Source organism: Nocardia asteroides, assembly GCA_019930625.1.
Taxonomy (GTDB): domain Bacteria; phylum Actinomycetota; class Actinomycetes; order Mycobacteriales; family Mycobacteriaceae; genus Nocardia; species Nocardia sputi.
In genome coordinates this window covers 5,707,632-5,724,704 of sequence record CP082844.1, presented here as the reverse complement: position 1 = coordinate 5,724,704, position 17,073 = coordinate 5,707,632, and the positions used below count along the sequence as shown (strand labels likewise).

Sequence of the window (17,073 nt, the reverse complement as noted above, 5' to 3'; positions counted from 1 at the left end):
CCGCCGGCTACCGGTCAGTGCGCTCTGGTGGTGCTGAGCAAGATCTTCAGCAGGCCTTCGGGATTGTCCCGCATGAGGTTGTGCCCACCATCGAGCGAATACGTCGTCCAGGCGGGTTCTCGGCTCAGGCGCGCGTGAACGGTGGTGAACGGCGAAGGAGTTTCCCATCCGGCGGCGTAGACGTAGGTGCGGCTGCGGATGTGGGCGAGATGGCCGGTGAGCTTCAGTGGCTGTAGCACCGAGGCCAGGGGATGCGGTGTCGCACGGGGGTCGAAGAACGGGAGCGGGCGGACTGCATCGCCGGTGTCCACCACGTCCAGATACCACCGATGCTCCTGCTCCGAGGCGAGATCCCAGCAGGAATCACCATGGTCGGGCACCATGGCGTCCACGTACACCAGTGACGTGACTCGATCCGGCGAGCGGTCCGCTGCCCCGGTGATCACCATGCCGCCGTAGCTGTGGCCGACCAACACCGCCTCGTGCACGTTCTCGGCCGCCAACACTGCGGTGACATCCTCGATATGGGTGTCCAGGTTCACGACCGTGTGGCGCAGGTGGCTTCGTTCGCCCACACCGGTCAGCGTCAACGGAAGTACCCGATGTCCTTGTTCGCGCAGCTCATCGGTGATGTTCTCGAAACACCATCCGCCGTGGCACATGCCAGGAATCAGGACGAAGGTTGTCATGGGTGTTCGTTCTCCTTCTGGGTGGGATCGGGAAGAGATTGCGTCGCCGCGAGGATGGATGCGACGGCGCAGAGCAGCACAGTCCACAGCACGGGCGCGGGTGGTGCCGAGGCGATCGGCGAGCGCGCCGGCGGCCCACGGCCCGAGCGTCTGCCCGGCCGCGAAAACGACGGTGCAGGCGGCGAGTGTGGGGGTCCAGTCCGCTGCCGGGGTGTGTTTCTTGACAATGGCGGTGACAACGGCAGGAACAGTCATGAACGTGGCCCCGAATACAGCCGAAGAGACCAGTGCGACAGCGGCATTCGAGGAGATCAGAGCGAGCGCCGCGCCACCGCTGAGCGCGGCCAGTACCCCGGCGAGCACCCGGTGGCCGGGCCGGCGCGCGATCGGCCGACGCCACAGCGCGGGTCCGATGATCACCGCGAGCCCCAGGGTTATCCACACCCCCATGACCTGAATGGTCGGCGCCGACCGGTCGAACAGGTACGCGGACAGGAATGTGATGTAGGTGATGTAGCCGCCGGCGAACAGCAGGTAGGCCAACACCGTGCGGCGCAGGGTCCGCAAACGGACCCCTCCGCCCTGGGGCGTGACCGGGACCGGTTCATCAGCGGCGCGCCAGCTGGCCACTGCGGCCATCGCAGCGAAGATGCTCAGACCCGACCACGCCGCCTGCCAGTGGCCACCTGCCTGCGGGACAGTGATTCCGCTGAGCGCGATGCCGAGCCCGGTCCCGGCGAAGTACACGATGATGGGCGTACCCGAGCCGGCCCGCACAGCGAGGTACGAGGCGATCACCCCCCACTGATGAACACCACCGCGCCGGCCACGCCCGCACCGGCGCGCGTCACCAGCAGGAACAGACAATTGCCGCTGCCGCCGGTAGCGGCCAGCGCCGCAGCGGTTACCAAGGCCAGGCGCATCGCCTGCCGCATCGGTCCCGGTGCAGCAGGCGGCGACGAACCCGGCGATCGCCCGTTATCGAACGCGCCGATCCGGGCTCGTGTCCGGGCACAGTGCCGCGGGGCGCCGACGGCTTCCGGCATGACTCTCCTTTGGATGGAACCGATCAGTTCGATCGGATCGTAACAGCACATAGAACCGGCCGGTACGATCAGTTCTATGCCAGTAGCCAAGGGCTCCACCATCGATCCGGCCCGTACTCGCGCCGTCATCATCGACTCCGCCACCCCACTGCTCTACGACCGCGGTATCGACGGAGTCGGCGTCGCCGAACTGTGCAAACGGCTGGGTATTTCCAAGGAGACGCTGTACCGGCACTTCGGCACCAAGGACGGGCTCGTGCACGCCGTGCTCGAAGCACGCAGCGACCGCGTGATCGACTGGCTGACCGGTGCGGCCACCGCGGCAGGGCCCGGCCCCGCGGCTCGCTTGGCGGCCGTCTTCGCAGCGCTGGGCGAGTGGTACCGCGAGCCGACCTTCCGCGGCTGCGCCATGATCAACGCCGCCACCCAGCACTACGACCCGGAGGTCCGGGCGATCACGGCACGGCACCTGGACCGTTGCCTCGCGCTGTTCACCGATATCGCCGATCGAGCCGGCTCCGATTCACCGGACGCGCTGGGCCGCCAGCTGCTCATCCTGATGGAAGGCGCAACCGCGGTCGCGGCACACCATGATGGCGACAACGCCCACGAACAAGCCTGTGCCGCTGCGCTTTCCCTGCTCAACGCGACCACTCCCGCGCTCGACAGCTGACCGCCGCCCCCGCGAGCAGCGGTCGAGCACCACCTCGCACGCCCAGGGCTTCAACCGCCATCCCGCCTGGCCGCATCCACAGCTGGCCTCATCGCACGCCGGCGGACCCATCGCCGGGATCGCTGCGCCGGTGCTCGCCCAGGCCGTGGCCGGGACGGTCGCCGGCGCGCCGGCTTCTGCGGCGCTGCCGGTGGTCGCGGCGCCGGTGGTCGCGGCGGCGTTCGTGCTCGCCGCTGTGTGTGAGGAGTTGGGCTGGACCGCCTATGCCACTGGACCGCTGATCGAGCGGGCCGGGGCCGGGGTCGCGGGCATCGGCGCAGTGCGCGGGGCGTTCTGGAGCGCCGCCGCTCTACTCACCCGCCACCCCCATACCGCCGGCGAACGCCAACCGACCCCATGACACCGCGCCCGCTCATGAGCGCAGGCGCGGCCCGGATGAACAGCAGGCCGGAGAGGTGGCGGTTTGCGACCAGTGGCCGAAACTCTCGTCAGCCTGCAGGTTCGAGCCGGAATACCGGGTACTGGTCCGCGATGCGCGCGAACTCACCGAGCGGGGCGGTGCGGTCGACCGGAAAGTGCGGCCGAGCACCGGGAGCAACCGCGAGGTAGCGGCGCAGAATCGGCGCCCGTTCCCCCACCTCCACCTCGGTGAGCCGCACCGCTTCGCGGCCGCGCCGGTGCAGGAACGCGCGGCCGTTCGCCGCGCGGACGTTACGCACCCACCCGGCGTCCGGGCCCAGCATCGACACCAGGTAGCGCTGACTCTCGTACTCGGCGACCACGATCGGCAGCCTCACCGGGCGCCCGGTGCGCCGACCGGACACTTCCAGAGTCATGGCACACCCCGGGGACAGCACACCCGCCGAGTACATCCACTCCGAGGCCCGGTTCAGCACCCGGGCGAGCATCCCCGGCCGGTTGCCCCGATACATCCGACGTTTCGTCGCATACAGCAGATCCCGCACGCTGCCCATACAACCCACTCTCCTCGCGTGCTCCAGCAGCACCGCAAGACGGTAGCGCTTCTACCGAGCATGCGTGACTATCGTTCTACCCCTGCCGAGCGAGCATGACGAGTCGACAAAGGCCCGCCCCCGCAAGGGTGCGTTATGAATCAGGCGGGGGTTGCCATCATCTAATGCACTCCGCGGAACGTAGCCGAGCGGTGCCAGTACCGGCGACGACGCCGCGAAATGCCTCCATCATGGCCAGCGGAGCGAGTGCGGCGACGCCCACGATCGCAGGCACCATGATGCCGCCGCGGCGCTGCGAAACCACGACGCCGAGCTGCACAGCGGATGCCGGAGGAACTCGTCGTCGAGCAAGTGCACGCCGAGCCGCCACTATCCGAGCCGCCCACGCGCGGTGGCAACAGCATCAGGCGGCAAGCGGATGTGGTGCCGGTTGCGGTGCTCATTGCGGCAGGGCGGGGACCTCCGCCGGCAGTGCACTTCCGTCCTCAGGGTTAGCGCGGTAGTACTACCCACAAGAGCAGGACCTTCGCCCCTGTGCAGCCGCAGCTGTCAGGGCGCACGCTCGTGGCAGGACAAACCAGAGGAGGCGTCAGTGGACTACCAGGTGGCCTTGGTCGAGTCGGCGCCGGAGGCGGTGCTGCGGGTGCCACGCGAGGTCCGACCGGATCTCCTGGGCGAGGACATCGTCGAAGGCATGCGAGAGGTGACCCGTATCGTGCAGCGTGCCGGGCTGACCGCCAGCGGCGCGCCGACGATCACATTCCACGACGAAATGCCCGCAGACGAGGCGATCGCGGTGGAATTCGGCGTCCCGGTGGAGCCCGCGCCCAACCTCGGACCGAGTTACGGCGCGCAGGTAGTCGTAATGGCCGGAACCTTGGTCGCCCGCACCTGCCACCGCGGTAGCTACCACAACCTGAGTGCGGCCTATCAGGCGCTACGGCAGTGGATGCGCGATGGCGGCTACCGCCCGATCGGACCGCCGACCGAGGCTTACCTGATAGGCCCGGACGAGGTCACCGATCCCCGGAGTCTACTGACCGAGATCCGCATGCCGGTCGCGCCGGCCACAACCATCGCGGTCCGTCTCGACGTACCGTTCGGCGTCGCTGTCGAACGTACCAAGGAAGCATTGCGACACCACGGGCTCATCGTGACGGCCGAGGTCGACGTCCAGGCCATGCTGCGGGAGAACACCGGCGAGGACATCGAGGACTACTGGATTGTGAACGTCTGCGCTCCACGACTGGCATATCGGGCGCTGGTCACCGACCGGCAGGCCGGCCTGGTGATGTCCTCCAGTGTGGTCATGCGCTCGGTCGAGAACGGCACAGTGGTCGAGGTGATCGATCCCGATGTACTGGTCCATATCATCGCCCGCGCGCAACTGCGCTCGGTCGCCGGTGACGTGCGGCGGCGGCTGGCCGCCGCCTTGGACAGCCTGCGAGCCGAGGCGCCGGCGTCTACCTGACCGGCCTGATCGAGGTGCGTCGGGGGCTTCCTCGTAGGCGACTTCGATGGCGGGCACGTTACTTACGGCGTCGTCCTGTCCGAGAAGAACTGAATTTACCAGCGGAGACGGCGCCGGGGGCACGGAAATCTCGCCCCCATCATGGCCGGGATATCGACGGACCTGAGCAGCCGGCGGCGTTGCGAATGCACGGCCCGACTCGAGGCCGCTCCCTGCTGGACAACCGCGCCGCCGCCGCTCTGATGCAACGGCTGCGCATGAACACCCAGCAGGACGGACCTCTGGCCGGGCTCACAGACCAGGAGCGCAAGCTTCTCGATCTACTCGGTGAAGGACTGACCAACCGGCAGATCGCCGAACGCATGTTCCTGGCCGAGAAGACGGTCAAAAACTATGTCTCCCGATTGCTGGCCAAACTCGGTCTCGAACGGCGAACTCAGGCGGCCGTCTACGTGTCGAAACTGCGGTCACAGCGGTCCGGCCCCGACGCCGGCTACTGAACACTGGATCGCCCTGCAACACCTCCGCCACCACCGGCCGGCCGATAGGTTGTCAGCTGACGAACGGCAACTACTGGTAGCCATGACGGCGATCATCGGGCACCTGTACCGCAGGCCGACTATAGGCCTCTCGAAAGCGGAGTTCCCATACCGCGATCGCGATCACCGGGAGATCGCAGGCTAGGCTCAGGTGAGCGAATCGCACGCGACCAGCGCGGATCCCTTCGCCGAGCAGGTAATGGCAGCGAACGTACGGCACAGGCCCCAGTCATGGGGCCGCGGACACCGATGCGAGTCCCACTCGGAACCGCGGTCCCACGGACATTCCGTAATCTCGAGGCAAGTGTAGCTTCGCAGTTACTACTCGAGCTCGGGTCGAACGTCGCATCCGAGCTGCGAGAAGCACCCTGCCAATCCGCCCGGTCCTGATGATCGCTCGCAGCGGGAACGGATGGCTCGATCATGGGAGAATGCGGTCCATGGAGGGCCAGCAGTACACGCCCAGGTCCAACGGCCGGGCTTCGGTGACGGAGACCTTGTCGCAGTTGCGGCTTCGTGAGCTGCTCATCGAGGTGCAGGACCGGATCGCGCAGATCGTCGACGTACGCGATCGAATGGACCGGCTCATCGAAGCCATGCTGGTGGTCACCGCCGGACTCGACCTCGACAACACCTTGCGCACCATCGTGCACACCGCCATCGAGCTCGTCGACGCCGGGTACGGCGCCCTCGGTGTCCGCGAAACCGATGAAGCCAGCAATCAGCTGGCCGAGTTCGTCTACGAAGGGATCGATGACCGCACCCGCGTCATGATCGGCGACCTACCCCGCGGGCACGGCGTACTCGGATTGCTTATCGAAGAACCCAAGCCGCTACGACTGGCCAGAATCGCCGACCACCCCGCCTCGGTGGGTTTTCCCGCACACCACCCGCCCATGCACACCTTCCTCGGTGTGCCGGTCAAAGTCCGCGAGGAAGTCTTCGGCAATCTTTACTTGACCGAAAAGGCAGATGGGCAAGAGTTCACCGATGACGACGAGGTAGTGGTTCAAGCGTTGGCCGCTGCGGCAGGCATCGCCATCGAGAACGCTCGTCTTTACGAACAATCTCGAATCCGGCAACAATGGCTCGAAGCTATTCGCGACGTAGCGACGGAGCTCCTGGCCGGTGGCGAACCGGAGGAAGTCCTGCAACTTGTCGCCGAGCGCGCACTGACGCTGACCGACTCCGCGATCACATTCCTCGCTTTGCCCGAGGATCCGGACATTCCCCACGATGAAGTGACCGAGCTTCTGGTCGCCGCCGCCGCCGGGCCGAGTTCGGAAGCGATGAACGGCTTGTTCGTGGGTGTCGAGGGGTCGCATGCGGGCAACGCATTCCGGACAGGACAGCCCGTCTCCGTCGATGAACTGCGGGATGGGACGTTCGCCGAGATGGTGCCCGAGACCGGACCTGTCTTGATCATTCCGCTGCGTGCGCGTGGCTCGGTGATCGGCGTCCTCGGCTCTCTGCGGCCGACGGGAGCGGCACCGCTGGATACCGCCACCCAGGCCATGATGGCGGCCTTCGCCGACCAGGCGGCCGTGGCGCTGCAATTAGCCGACACCCAGCGGCGGATGCGTGAACTCGACGTTCTCTCCGACCGCGACCGCATCGCCCGCGGCCTGCACGACCATGTGATCCAGCGGCTTTTCGCGGTGGGCCTGTCCCTGCAGGGCACAGCGCAGCGGGCACGTGCTCCCGAGGTCAAGTCCCGGCTGATAGACACGATCGACGACGTGCAAAGCATCGTTCAGGACATCCGCCACTCGATCTTCGATCTGCAGAGTAATTCGGCGGCGGACTCGTCGAAGTATCGGAAATACCTGCATGGCATCGTGGTCGATATGACCGCTGAGACCGGCCTTCGGACCACCATCCGGCTCGCCGGCCCGGTCACCGTGCTGACACCACCCCTGTCCGACGACGTCGAAGCCGTGCTGCGGGAGGCGGTGAGCAACGTGGTCCGACATGCGGCCGCGAACACCGTAGCGGTCGAATTGCAGATCAACGACGACGTCACGATCGAAGTGGCAGACGACGGCGCGGGCATTCCGGAAGACATTGCCCGCCGCAGCGGACTGGCGAACCTGGCGGCACGGGCGGAGAATGCCGGCGGCAGCTTCAGCCTGACGAACCGGCCCGAGGGCGGTACCGTGCTGCGCTGGTCCGCGCCACTGCCGTGATTGGGATTGCTCGGCCCGAAGCTCTAGTGCCGACAGGCTGTGGACTCGAGCATCGTCTCCCTTGCGATGCTTGTCGGAAGGATCATTCGTAGCGGTCCGGTAGTCGCAGGATACTCACCGACCGACCCCGGGCCTGAGACGGCCGATCGACTCCTCGGTCGATGACCAAAGCCAGCTGTCGTGGACAACGCACGCTATCGAAGAGACTTCCCGCAACCGAAGGGCATCGCCATGACTGACCAGCATGACGTGCATCCGCACACCCTCGCCGACGCGGCCATAGTCGTCGGCACCGACGGCACTGCCCCGGCCACCGCCGCTGTCCGTTGGGCAGCCCGGACGGCGGCGCATCGCGGCCGCCGTCTGCTGATCGTGCACGGAATCGATTTCGCCGCGACTCGCGCGGCACTCGGCAGCTATGACGTGATGGTGCCCACGGTCAGCGAGACGCTGCGCGCGCGAGGAGCGGAACTTCTCGTCGAAGCCGCAGGGCAGGCACGCGCGGAGGCGCCCGCGCTGCCCATCGCCACGGAACTCTTCGAACAGAACGCGGCACAGTCGCTGGTTGCGCTGTCGACGCACGCGCACCTGGTGGTCCTCGGTGCCACACCGGGCGTCGGAACTGTCGCTCATCTCGGATCTACGCTGCTCGCGGTGACCGCACACGCCCATGGCGCCACCGTGGTGGTGCGGGGCGATAAGCAGGCCGGCGATACCGGGCCGGTTGTCGTAGGGGTCGACGGCAGTGAAGTCGGGGAAGCCGCCATCGCCGCCGCATTCAGCGGAGCGGCCGAGCGCGGCGCCGAACTTATCGCTGTCCATGCATGGAGCGGCCTCTCGGCCGGGGAGTTCGCCGGAACGTCCTACCTCACCAGCCCGCTGGAAAACTTCGAGATCGGCGAGCACGCGCTGTTGGCCGAGCGGCTCGCGGGCTGGCAGGAAAAGTATCCGGATGTCAGCGTGGTCCGCAAGGTCTATCCGACCGGCCCACGTGAGCGCCTGAACGAGTGGTCGAAGCAGGCGCAACTGGTCGTGGTAGGAAGCCGCGGCCGTGGCGGTTTCCGTGGCCTGCTCCTCGGTTCCACCAGCAACTGGCTCATACAGCACGCCGACTGCCCAGTCATGGTCGTCCACCCGAGCTGACCGATCGCCAACCTGCGACTGACATCCTCAAAGCCATATGAGCAGGGTGGCCGGATCGAGCATGCCTCGGTAACAAATCGCGGTCTTGTCGCATCGGGTGGTGATGGCCCGATACTGCTCGAGCGGGATGAAGCAGCGTTCGACCACATTGCGGCGCCGGTACGCAGTCCGATCGAAGGTCGGTGGACGACCACCAGCACTGCCCCGACGGCGACGGTTGGCCTGCTGATCGCTGCGTAAGGGGATCGTGGTGTGATATGACGCTGTCGAAGGTGCCCGCGGATCGCTTGGGTCGAATAGCCCTTGTCTGCCGACACCCGCCAGAGTCGACGGCCGACTCCGACCCGGTGGTGACATCCAGATCCCGGCCAGGGCCTGGGTGAACATGGTGTAGGCGTTGACATTGCCAGCAGCAACGGCTCGACGATCCGCTACTGTCCTTCGGTCAACTCGTGCCTACGCACCACGACCGAGAATCAAGCACATCAATCACGCCAGCTTCGAGGACGGATTCTTGTGCCACCCGGGCTAGTTGGGGAAGCAACTCAGTACTCGGCCGGGTTACTGCCGTAGCGCGCCACGACCACCGCTACCTCGTGGTCGGTCACGACGAGACCGGCGACGCCGCGCTCACAGTATGACCCCGGATGGACCGTCGACGTCACTCACAGTTGGTTGTCTTTCGATGAGCCTGATGCCGGAGACGATAGTCGGCTCGATCGTGATGACACTGTCCATCACCCCTTCGACCCATGGCCGAAGCAACTGCTCGTATCGCGCAATTCGCTCCGCATCGGTAACCGTATGCGCCAGCCCCGTCACCGAGACCGACCAGCCAACGCGAAGGATCGGGTCGATGTCGTCGGCGGCGTATGTGACTACCACCGGAGAATTGCCGCTTACGGCGCCGGCGAGCCGGGAGGTGAGACGAGTACGAATTACGATCAGCCCACGATCGACCATGTGATTCACCGGACGTATTGCGGGTAATGCGTTGCGCGTGTACACGACTCGGCCGAGCGGAGTGGACGCCAGCAGGCGTAGCGCCTCGGCGCGGTCGAGATCCACCACATCCCGCGGCGCGGCGCCTTTTGTTCCTGGCTCGATCACGACAACCCTTTCGCCGCACCGTCGGATTCGGAAACCGCAGGCATGACAACCGCTAGGTCCCCGTCGTACCTGCGGTACACCAGGTGCCCACGGTGGCTGCGAGGATCGGTGTAGAACAGAAACGGAAGGCCGTATCGGCAGAGCCGAGCGGCGGCCTCTTCGTCGGTCAGCCACGGTGCGGGCTGCGGCTGCACGGTGAACATCGGTGCTGCTGTAGTCCGTTGGAGTAGCAGCTGATGTTGCCCGGCCACCCGCACCCCGAGCGGTCCCGCCCAGAAGACGATCGCGTCCTCACCAGTGTGGTCATCGACGAACAGGTGAGCGTCGTAGTCCATCGCGTCCATGATCGCGGCGGCCTCGGCCGGGTTGGTGCAGATCGGGTCGCATACTTTGCGTCGCACGATCGGCCGCTGTCGGGATACCAGCGCAAGTGGCGGACGAGCGGGGTCGGGCCAGTGCCGGGATCCTCCTTGCCCGGCCAGCCGGGTCAACTGCTGATCGAGTCGCCCAGCTGCGAAGGCGGCGACGAATCCGCGCGGGCCGCTGATCTGAACCCGGGTCGGCACATCGAGAAATCGGACGTTGACCTGCACGAGGGCTGGCTCCCCCGTGCCTTGCAAGGACAGACGAACTCGCGCCGTTGTGGTGAGGTCGTGGCGTCCCAGCACTCCGGTCAGCACGCGCGCCAACCGAGCCGTTTCACAATCCACCATCTTCCCCCGTGTCTCGATCGCTATCACTGGATCGATCGGGGGCGACAGCGGCTCGATCACTGACATGGGCCGGCCTCGCTTTCTCGGGTGTTCGAAGTCAGCTCTCATGCCATCAAGGGCAACCGGTCGGCCCATAGAGCAAAAAGTCCACGAGGCAGGGGCCCATATCCCCGCCTCTGGACCATCCGACACCTGGGATATGCGCGCATGTAGAAAGTTCCGGTGCACGCAACTCGGTGCCCATACCGGCCGATGAGGGCGGCAGCTGCGGAGCCGCCCGCGGATCGCCTCCACGTCGACGCGGCCCATGGTCGAAAGTCCTTGCACGAGGGTCGCTTCGGCACTGCCGAAGTCGTCGCCCCGGTCCGTAGCGTCGGCGATTCCACGCCATCGGTTACAAGCGCAGAGGAGATCGAGATGCTGAGCCGGGTCGTCTATGAATCAATGTTCGGCAACACCGCCGCCATCGCCCAAGCAATTGCCGAGGGCCTCGGCGGGTTCGCGACGGTGGAGGTAGTGAACGTCGCTACCTCCACCGACGCGGCGCTGTCGCGGGTGGATCTGCTGGTGGTCGGAGCGCCAACCCACGCCTTCGGCCTCAGCAGACCACGTACCCGGCGCGACGCCGCCAAGCAGACCGCAGCACCGGTGGCGGTCGACATCGGCGTCAGGGAATGGCTCGATGCGGCATCCACCGCTCCGGTCGGCAGCAGGGCCGCGGCATTCGGCACCAAAGCCGCCACTCCGCCCTGGCTGCCCGGGTCGGCCGCGCGCGGCGTGGGGAGACGGTTGCGCCGATCGGGTTACGAGCTTGCCGCCGATCCGATGGATTTCCTCGTCACCGACATCGCCGGCCCCCTTGCCGACGGCGAATTGGAACGAGCACGGACATGGGCGCAACGGCTGGCGACCGCCGAACTCCACCGGGCCGCGCACCGCACCTGATGCCCACAAGCCGATCGGAGAAATCACCCCGTGGAATGGCGCTCGATGACACGGACGCCAAGGCATCCCTTACCCGGCGGATTCACCGACGTGGACCCGCCGCAGAATCGGTCGATCGAACCCGGTCACCGATCAGCGGTCCGAACTACCAGACGGCACGACTGGGGACTCCGTAGTCTGTTGGTGACCAGACGAAGGAGTTGTCCATGGTGAAGGTGTTCCTGGTCGACGATCACGAGATCGTCCGCCGCGGCGTCGCGGACCTCGTCGACCTCGAGCCCGACCTGGACGTCGTCGGCGAAGCGGGCAGCTACTCCCAGGCACTGGCCCGCATTCCTGCGCTCCGCCCCGACATCGCTGTGCTGGACGTGCGGTTACCCGACGGCAACGGAATCGAGCTGTGCCGCGAACTACTCGCGGCCGATCTGGACCTGCGCTGCCTGATCCTCACCTCCTTCACCGACGAACAGGCCAAGCTCGATGCCATTCTGGCCGGGGCCAGCGGGTACGTCGTCAAAGACATCAAAAGCCTCGAACTCATCGATGCCATCCGCGTCGTCGGCGCCGGTCGATCGCTGCTGGACGACCGTGGGGCCCCCGCGCTCAGGGCCAAGCTCCGAGCCGAGGCGCAGAGTAGCCCACTCGCCGGACTCACCGATCAGGAACGCATCCTTCTCGGGTTACTCGGCGAAGGATTGACCAACCGGCAGATCGCTGGCCGAATGTTCCTGGCGGAGAAGACCGTCAAGAACTACGTCTCGCGACTGCTGACCAAACTCGGCGTCGAACGCCGCACTCAAGCCGCAGTACTCGCCTCGAAGCTGCAACAGCCGGAAAGACTATCTTGACAGGCCCCCGCTTGTTTCCGCGTCGCTGCGCCGCTACGACGCCGGATACCGCGCCGAATTGCAATGGTGGACCGGGCGCACCGTCGCCGGAGCCGGCATTGCTCAGGAAGTCCTGATCTCCCAGAGCAACAGCGACTCACGATAAACCGCCCGTTCCCCACACGTGGCAACGCAGCGAGACCACCGCCGACCGATCGGTGATCCTGGTGCTGTCGTGCGACAGCGACGCCGCGGAGGACTCGGTGCCCTGCGGTGAGGTGGTGTCCACCGTCCTGCTGGAATGCGCACTCGCCGGGTTCGCCACCTGCCCGCTGACACATCTGACCGAGATGCCGCGCAGCCGCGCCATCGTCCATGAGCTCACCGTGCACTCCGGCCTGCCGCAAGTCCTGATCCGGGCCGGTATCGCGCCCAAAGCCGCCGAGTAAACTCCCGAGACTCCACGCCGTCCACTCACCGAGATTCTCGACATGCGCGTACCCGAGACATCGGTGCCTCAGTACACCGGAGCCCAAGCTGTCGGTCTTCTCGATGCAGAACACCTACCGGCTGGTGAGCCGCGTCGCTGCACGCTGACCGCCACCGCGGCACATCCGCCTATCGCTCGTGATCGAATCGAGCGTCCGCTGAGGGGAACTGAGGATTGTGTTTCTCGGCAGCAAGCGACGTCTGGAGTCGGCAGCGTGGAGTGCGGATGCCTGGGTGACCAACGGCCCTGTCGTGCGGGCGGAAGGCCCGTTTCCGAGGGCTGCCGCTTGGGGGAAGACTCGAGAGATGACCACCCACGATGATGCACCTGCCCTTTCGGTACCCGCTCGGTCGACGATCCTGGCCGCGGTGCGGCTGGCTGCTCGCGCGCCTTCGGTGCACAACACCCAGCCGTGGCGCTGGGTTTTCGACGGCACCCGCCTGCACCTGTACACCGACGGCGACCGGCTGCTGCCCTCCACCGATCCACTCGGCAGACAGTTGGTGATCAGCTGCGGAGCCGTGCTGCACCACCTACGCACCGCCTTCGCCGACCAAGGCTGGCACACCGACACCGTCCGCGTACCCGACCCGCAACGATCAGACCATCTGGCGGCGATCGAGTTTCGGCCGTGGCCGGATCCGCCCACCGGTGTCCACACCCGCGCGCTGGCCATCGACCAGCGGCGCACCGACCGGCTGCCGATGACCGAACCGGAGGGTTTTGCCGACCTCCTGCCCCACATACGCATGCTCAGCTCACCGCATGAGGTACAACTGGACGTGCTCGATGAAACCGCCCGACCGCGCCTGGCCGCCGCGTCGGCGCAAGCGGGCGCCCTGCGCCATGACGACCTGCTGTATCGGACCGAACTGGAGTGGTGGGCCGGACACCCCGACACACCCGAGGGTGTGCCGCCCTCCGCGCTGGTATCCGACGCGGAATTCGCCCGCGTCGGCGTCGGACGCGTCTTCCCCTCCGCCCCGCATTCGATGCGCCGCGCGCAACTTGAAGATCGTGCGCGCTTGGTGGTGCTCAGCACGCACGCCGACTCCGTGCCCTGCTGGCTGCACACCGGCGAGGCCTTGTCGGCGGTCCTGCTCGAATGCACCGCCGCCGGACTGGCGAGCTGTGCGCTGACCGACATCACCGAGCTCCCGACCGGCCGGACGCTGCTCACCAGCCTGATTCCCCGCACAGCCACACCGCAGGTGGTGATCCGTATCGGGACCGCGCCCGACGACAGCGACACGATCCCACCCACGCCCCGCAGACCGATCACTGACATTTTCACCGTCACCGGACCTCACTGATACCGGCACCTGGTCCCGCCCCGACTGTGCCTAGAGGTTGAACGCCCCACCGATCATCGGTCCGTACACCGGTCTGAACTTCGCGGATGCGGTCATCGAGGCATGCTTCGAGGAGAAAGCAGGGATCGCGCTGCGGCGCCGTTGTTCGCTCCGCCGACGCGGTCACCACCTGATCCCGTGGTGGTGAAGCACTTCACTCTTGTGACTGACCGCCGGTGGCGGCAGGGCCGGTACGGGTACGTCGCAAGACGAACAAGGCGCGGCCCCGCAGCCACCGTACCGCCATGCGGACGGCCGGAAACTACGTTGGCTCATGTATGTTCGGCCAGGGTACCGGTTTCGCGACCTTGCCGGCATCTTGGTAGTCGACAGACCTTCATCGCGGCCGAGGTCGACCGATACGGCATCATCGCGCCCAGCGGGTCCGCCCAGCCGCGACCGACGCCTCGGACGGACGTTCCATGCCACAGACAGCGCGACATGTGCTCAACTCTGTGACCGGGCGGGTAATTCGCCGCTGGTCGGTCTCCCATCCATCGTCCGCATATGCGCTGTCGGCTGTGGGGTCCCACGGGATCCGGGGCGGGCAGCGGGGCCGCTTTGTCGGGCTGTCCGCGACGGCGCCCTGTCGACGTAGTTCACTGCTCACATCGCCGTTGCGGCTGCCTCGCTGAGACCAGAGGTCGACGCTGGCGGCGATGGTTCGGCCCCGTCGATCATCGCGGCGGCGACGAGGTCGGGGCCGAACCCGTCAACTGGACCTACTGTGGCTGATCCAGCGGCATTCGGATCACTTGGCGAGAACCTTGCCGCCATCCGGAGCCACTGCGAACCATGTCCCCCCGACGCCCTGGCCGAGCAGATCCCCTGGCTTCTTGTCTTTCGAGAAGAAGTACACCGGCCAGCCGCCGAGGGTGATTTGGCATGTGCCGTCGGCCCGTTCGATGAACCCGACGAGCTGTGGGTCGACTCCCGACGCGTAGACCGATTGGTCGCGGGAAACGGTCAGCGGCGGCCATGTCACGGCACATTGCCCGGCGCAGTTGGACGCCGACGGCTTCGCGGTGTCCTTGTCGAACCGGTATAGCGACCGGCCCGTCCCGTCCGACACGTACTGCCCGACACTGGGATCGCTGGTCACATCGAGCTGCACCGCATTCGCAGTCCCGGCCGGGGCTGCTCCGACGTAGATCTTCAGCCAGCCCTGCGTCTTCGCGACCGCGGGAGCCTGCCCCGCAGCGGGCGCCAGCGCGGCGGTCACCGTGGTCGACGATGCCGGCTCGGCCGCCGGAACAGGTCGCCCGTCATCGCCACCACAGGCGCTCAGCAGCCCTGCGAATACGACCACGGTGGCTGCGACCGGCACAGCGGCACGCTGGAATCTTCTGGCCGAGGTCATCTTTCGGTCCCTTTCGTCGCTGTTCAGCGAGGCGCACACTGCATCTCGTCACCTGTACTACGAACTGTCGCGACCATAGGTTCACTCGGTGCGCCGCCCCTGCGGTGTGCGCTGCGTCATAGCTGCGGGGCCGAGGTGCCCTCGCGGACCTGCCACCCTGTCGATCGACTACTCGGCCGTCGGCGTCCACTCGTGGCCGTAGTGGAAGCCGCGCTGCCCAACTCCTGGCCCTTTGCAAGCAGGCCTCGGCGTTCGATGGACGTCGACAAGCTTCGAGTGCTTCCGCGTCCCGCGCTGCACCGGTGAGGTCGCACGCATCATGTCCGTGCTCACCACCGAGCTGCCCGGGATCCGGCTGCACGGGCTCGGGGTCACGACCACCGGCCTGAGCCGCTACGGGGCGCTGCTGTCGAGTGCGGACTCGATGGCCTGGTCCTACTGTGCGCCGCGAACGCCCGGACTGAGAGATGGGGCTAGACCGTGGAACTGGGACTCACGACATTCGCCGCGCTGTATCCGGTCGGCGATCGGCCCGCACCGACTGCGGGCGAGCGCCTGCGCGAGGTGGTCGAGGATGCCCTCGCCACTGAGCGGGCCGGGCTCGACGTCTACGGTGTCGGCGAACGCCATCGAAAGGACTTTGCCGCATCCGCGCCCGCCGTCGTGCTGGCCGCGATCGCGGCCCGTACCGAACGGATCCGGCTGACCAGCGCGGTGACCGTGCTGAGCTCCGGCGACCGGTACGTGCGTACCAGGATTTCGCGACGCTGGACGGGCTCTCGAACGGCCGCGCGGAACTGATGGCCGGGCGCGGTTCTTTCACCGAGTCGTTCCCGCTGTTCGGCTATGACCTGTCCGACTACGACGCATCGTTCGAGGAGAAACTGGCGCTGCTGCTGCACCTGCGCGAGGACCGGCCGGTCACCTGGTCCGGCCGATTCCGGGCGCCGCTGCGCGAGACCACCGTGTACCCGCGCACCGACAACCGGCCGCTGCCGGTCTGGATCGCGGCGGGCGGCAGCCCCGAATCGGTGGTGCGCGCCGGATTGCTCGGCCTGCCGCTTGCCATCGCGATCATCGATGGCCAGGCCGCCCGCTTCGAGCCGCTGGTCGAGTTGTAGCACCGCGTGCTCGCCGAGGGCGGGCACGAGCGGCGGCCCGTGGCGGCGCATGCGCACGGCTATATCGCCGACACCGACGAGGAAGCCATCCTCGATTTCTACGAGCCGTACGCGCGTGCCATGAGCATCATCGGCCGCGAACGCGGCTCGGCCGATGACCCGCGCCCAGTTTCGACGGCCTGCGCTCGAAGGAGGGTTCGCTGTTCGTCGGCACGCCGGACTATGTCGCCGAAAAGGTGGCCGACATCCGCAACACCCTCGGGCTCGATCGGTTCGTGTTGCACACCAGCGTTGGCACGCTGCCGCACGAGAAGGTCCTGCACAACATCGAGTTGCTCGGCGCGAAGGTGGCCCCGCAGGTCCGGTGCCCCCTGGTGCGGGCCGGTCGGCCCGGCCGACTCACCCGCATCAGGTCGGCTCGGCCGATCCGGAAC

Annotated in this window: 15 protein-coding genes and 3 pseudogenes; 11 read left to right on the top strand and 7 right to left on the bottom strand. The window is 66.8% G+C overall.

What is annotated here, in order from left to right; translation table 11 throughout:
• Positions 1-14: 14 nt before the first annotated feature.
• Positions 15-1,487 carry a YbfB/YjiJ family MFS transporter gene (locus K8O92_25890; protein UAK31234.1) on the bottom strand — a complete coding sequence of 491 codons (1,473 nt, stop codon included), beginning with the start codon at positions 1,485-1,487 and terminating at the stop codon, positions 15-17.
• Positions 1,484-1,735 (bottom strand): hypothetical protein, encoded by a 252-nt coding sequence (locus K8O92_25885; protein UAK31233.1) that lies wholly within the window; start codon positions 1,733-1,735, stop codon positions 1,484-1,486. Before K8O92_25885 ends, K8O92_25890 begins: the two co-directional genes overlap by 4 nt.
• A 76-nt stretch (positions 1,736-1,811) precedes the next feature.
• On the opposite strand from K8O92_25885, the gene K8O92_25880 reads away from it, so the two are divergent.
• A complete protein-coding gene (locus K8O92_25880) occupies positions 1,812-2,408 on the top strand; it encodes a TetR/AcrR family transcriptional regulator (GenBank protein ID UAK31232.1) in 597 nt (198 codons plus the stop codon).
• A gap of 130 nt (positions 2,409-2,538) precedes the next feature.
• A complete protein-coding gene (locus tag K8O92_25875; protein ID UAK31231.1) occupies positions 2,539-2,808 on the top strand; it encodes a hypothetical protein in 270 nt (89 codons plus the stop codon).
• Positions 2,809-2,896: 88 nt separating this feature from the next.
• On the opposite strand, the gene K8O92_25870 is transcribed toward K8O92_25875, so the two are convergent.
• Positions 2,897-3,382: a nitroreductase/quinone reductase family protein gene (locus K8O92_25870; protein ID UAK31230.1), complete on the bottom strand. Its 486-nt coding sequence runs from the start codon at positions 3,380-3,382 to the stop codon at positions 2,897-2,899.
• Positions 3,383-3,974: 592 nt separating this feature from the next.
• Between K8O92_25870 and K8O92_25865 the strand changes: the two genes are divergently transcribed.
• The 4 genes and pseudogenes from K8O92_25865 (at position 3,975) to K8O92_25850 (ending at position 8,721) form a co-directional block, all read left to right on the top strand.
• On the top strand, positions 3,975-4,853 hold the full coding sequence (locus K8O92_25865) for a DUF302 domain-containing protein (protein UAK31229.1): 879 nt from the start codon (positions 3,975-3,977) through the stop codon (positions 4,851-4,853).
• A 203-nt stretch (positions 4,854-5,056) separates the two neighbouring features.
• A pseudogene (locus tag K8O92_25860) lies at positions 5,057-5,353 on the top strand (response regulator transcription factor).
• Positions 5,354-5,832: 479 nt separating this feature from the next.
• Entirely contained in the window at positions 5,833-7,578 is a 1,746-nt protein-coding gene (locus K8O92_25855) for a GAF domain-containing protein (GenBank protein ID UAK35945.1), read from the top strand.
• Positions 7,579-7,809: 231 nt separating this feature from the next.
• Positions 7,810-8,721 carry a universal stress protein gene (locus K8O92_25850; protein ID UAK31228.1) on the top strand — a complete coding sequence of 304 codons (912 nt, stop codon included), beginning with the start codon at positions 7,810-7,812 and terminating at the stop codon, positions 8,719-8,721.
• 27 nt (positions 8,722-8,748) lie between these two features.
• Here the strand turns inward: K8O92_25850 and K8O92_25845 are convergent.
• The 3 genes and pseudogenes from K8O92_25845 to K8O92_25835 form a co-directional block, all read right to left on the bottom strand.
• A pseudogene (locus K8O92_25845) lies at positions 8,749-8,895 on the bottom strand (IS5/IS1182 family transposase).
• A gap of 456 nt (positions 8,896-9,351) precedes the next feature.
• Entirely contained in the window at positions 9,352-9,828 is a 477-nt protein-coding gene (locus K8O92_25840) for a pyridoxamine 5'-phosphate oxidase family protein (GenBank protein UAK35944.1), read from the bottom strand.
• On the bottom strand, positions 9,828-10,610 hold the full coding sequence (locus K8O92_25835; protein UAK31227.1) for a hypothetical protein: 783 nt from the start codon (positions 10,608-10,610) through the stop codon (positions 9,828-9,830). Before K8O92_25835 ends, K8O92_25840 begins: the two co-directional genes overlap by 1 nt.
• Positions 10,611-10,961: 351 nt before the next feature.
• Between K8O92_25835 and K8O92_25830 the strand changes: the two genes are divergently transcribed.
• The 4 genes from K8O92_25830 to K8O92_25815 all read left to right on the top strand — a co-directional run bounded on the left by K8O92_25830 (position 10,962) and on the right by K8O92_25815 (position 14,119).
• Positions 10,962-11,489, top strand: a complete 528-nt coding sequence (locus K8O92_25830) for a flavodoxin domain-containing protein (protein ID UAK31226.1) — start codon at positions 10,962-10,964, stop codon at positions 11,487-11,489.
• A gap of 206 nt (positions 11,490-11,695) precedes the next feature.
• Positions 11,696-12,337, top strand: a complete 642-nt coding sequence (locus tag K8O92_25825; protein UAK31225.1) for a response regulator transcription factor — start codon at positions 11,696-11,698, stop codon at positions 12,335-12,337.
• A 206-nt stretch (positions 12,338-12,543) separates the two neighbouring features.
• Complete coding sequence (locus K8O92_25820; protein UAK31224.1) at positions 12,544-12,765, top strand: hypothetical protein; 222 nt, start codon at positions 12,544-12,546, stop codon at positions 12,763-12,765.
• Between the two features lie 346 nt (positions 12,766-13,111).
• Positions 13,112-14,119, top strand: coding sequence for a hypothetical protein (locus tag K8O92_25815; protein ID UAK31223.1), 1,008 nt, complete (start codon positions 13,112-13,114; stop codon positions 14,117-14,119).
• 790 nt (positions 14,120-14,909) lie between these two features.
• Here the strand turns inward: K8O92_25815 and K8O92_25810 are convergent.
• The gene (locus K8O92_25810) at positions 14,910-15,518 is read right to left on the bottom strand and encodes a hypothetical protein (protein ID UAK31222.1); all 609 of its coding nucleotides are present in this window, start codon (positions 15,516-15,518) and stop codon (positions 14,910-14,912) included.
• A gap of 480 nt (positions 15,519-15,998) precedes the next feature.
• Between K8O92_25810 and K8O92_25805 the strand changes: the two are divergent.
• Positions 15,999-17,004: pseudogene (locus tag K8O92_25805) on the top strand (LLM class flavin-dependent oxidoreductase).
• Positions 17,005-17,073 lie beyond the last annotated feature (69 nt).

What these genes read in the sequence shown, in the direction of transcription:
- K8O92_25885 (UAK31233.1), bottom strand. Translation starts at nt 1,735, where the DNA reads ATGCCGGAAGCCGTCGGCGCCCCGCGGCACTGTGCCCGGACACGAGCC.
- K8O92_25830 (UAK31226.1), top strand. Translation starts at nt 10,962, where the DNA reads ATGCTGAGCCGGGTCGTCTATGAATCAATGTTCGGCAACACCGCCGCC.
- K8O92_25815 (UAK31223.1), top strand. Translation starts at nt 13,112, where the DNA reads ATGACCACCCACGATGATGCACCTGCCCTTTCGGTACCCGCTCGGTCG.
- K8O92_25835 (UAK31227.1), bottom strand. Translation starts at nt 10,610, where the DNA reads ATGTCAGTGATCGAGCCGCTGTCGCCCCCGATCGATCCAGTGATAGCG.
- K8O92_25855 (UAK35945.1), top strand. Translation starts at nt 5,833, where the DNA reads ATGGAGGGCCAGCAGTACACGCCCAGGTCCAACGGCCGGGCTTCGGTG.
- K8O92_25870 (UAK31230.1), bottom strand. Translation starts at nt 3,382, where the DNA reads ATGGGCAGCGTGCGGGATCTGCTGTATGCGACGAAACGTCGGATGTAT.
- K8O92_25850 (UAK31228.1), top strand. Translation starts at nt 7,810, where the DNA reads ATGACTGACCAGCATGACGTGCATCCGCACACCCTCGCCGACGCGGCC.
- K8O92_25810 (UAK31222.1), bottom strand. Translation starts at nt 15,518, where the DNA reads ATGACCTCGGCCAGAAGATTCCAGCGTGCCGCTGTGCCGGTCGCAGCC.
- K8O92_25825 (UAK31225.1), top strand. Translation starts at nt 11,696, where the DNA reads ATGGTGAAGGTGTTCCTGGTCGACGATCACGAGATCGTCCGCCGCGGC.
- K8O92_25880 (UAK31232.1), top strand. Translation starts at nt 1,812, where the DNA reads ATGCCAGTAGCCAAGGGCTCCACCATCGATCCGGCCCGTACTCGCGCC.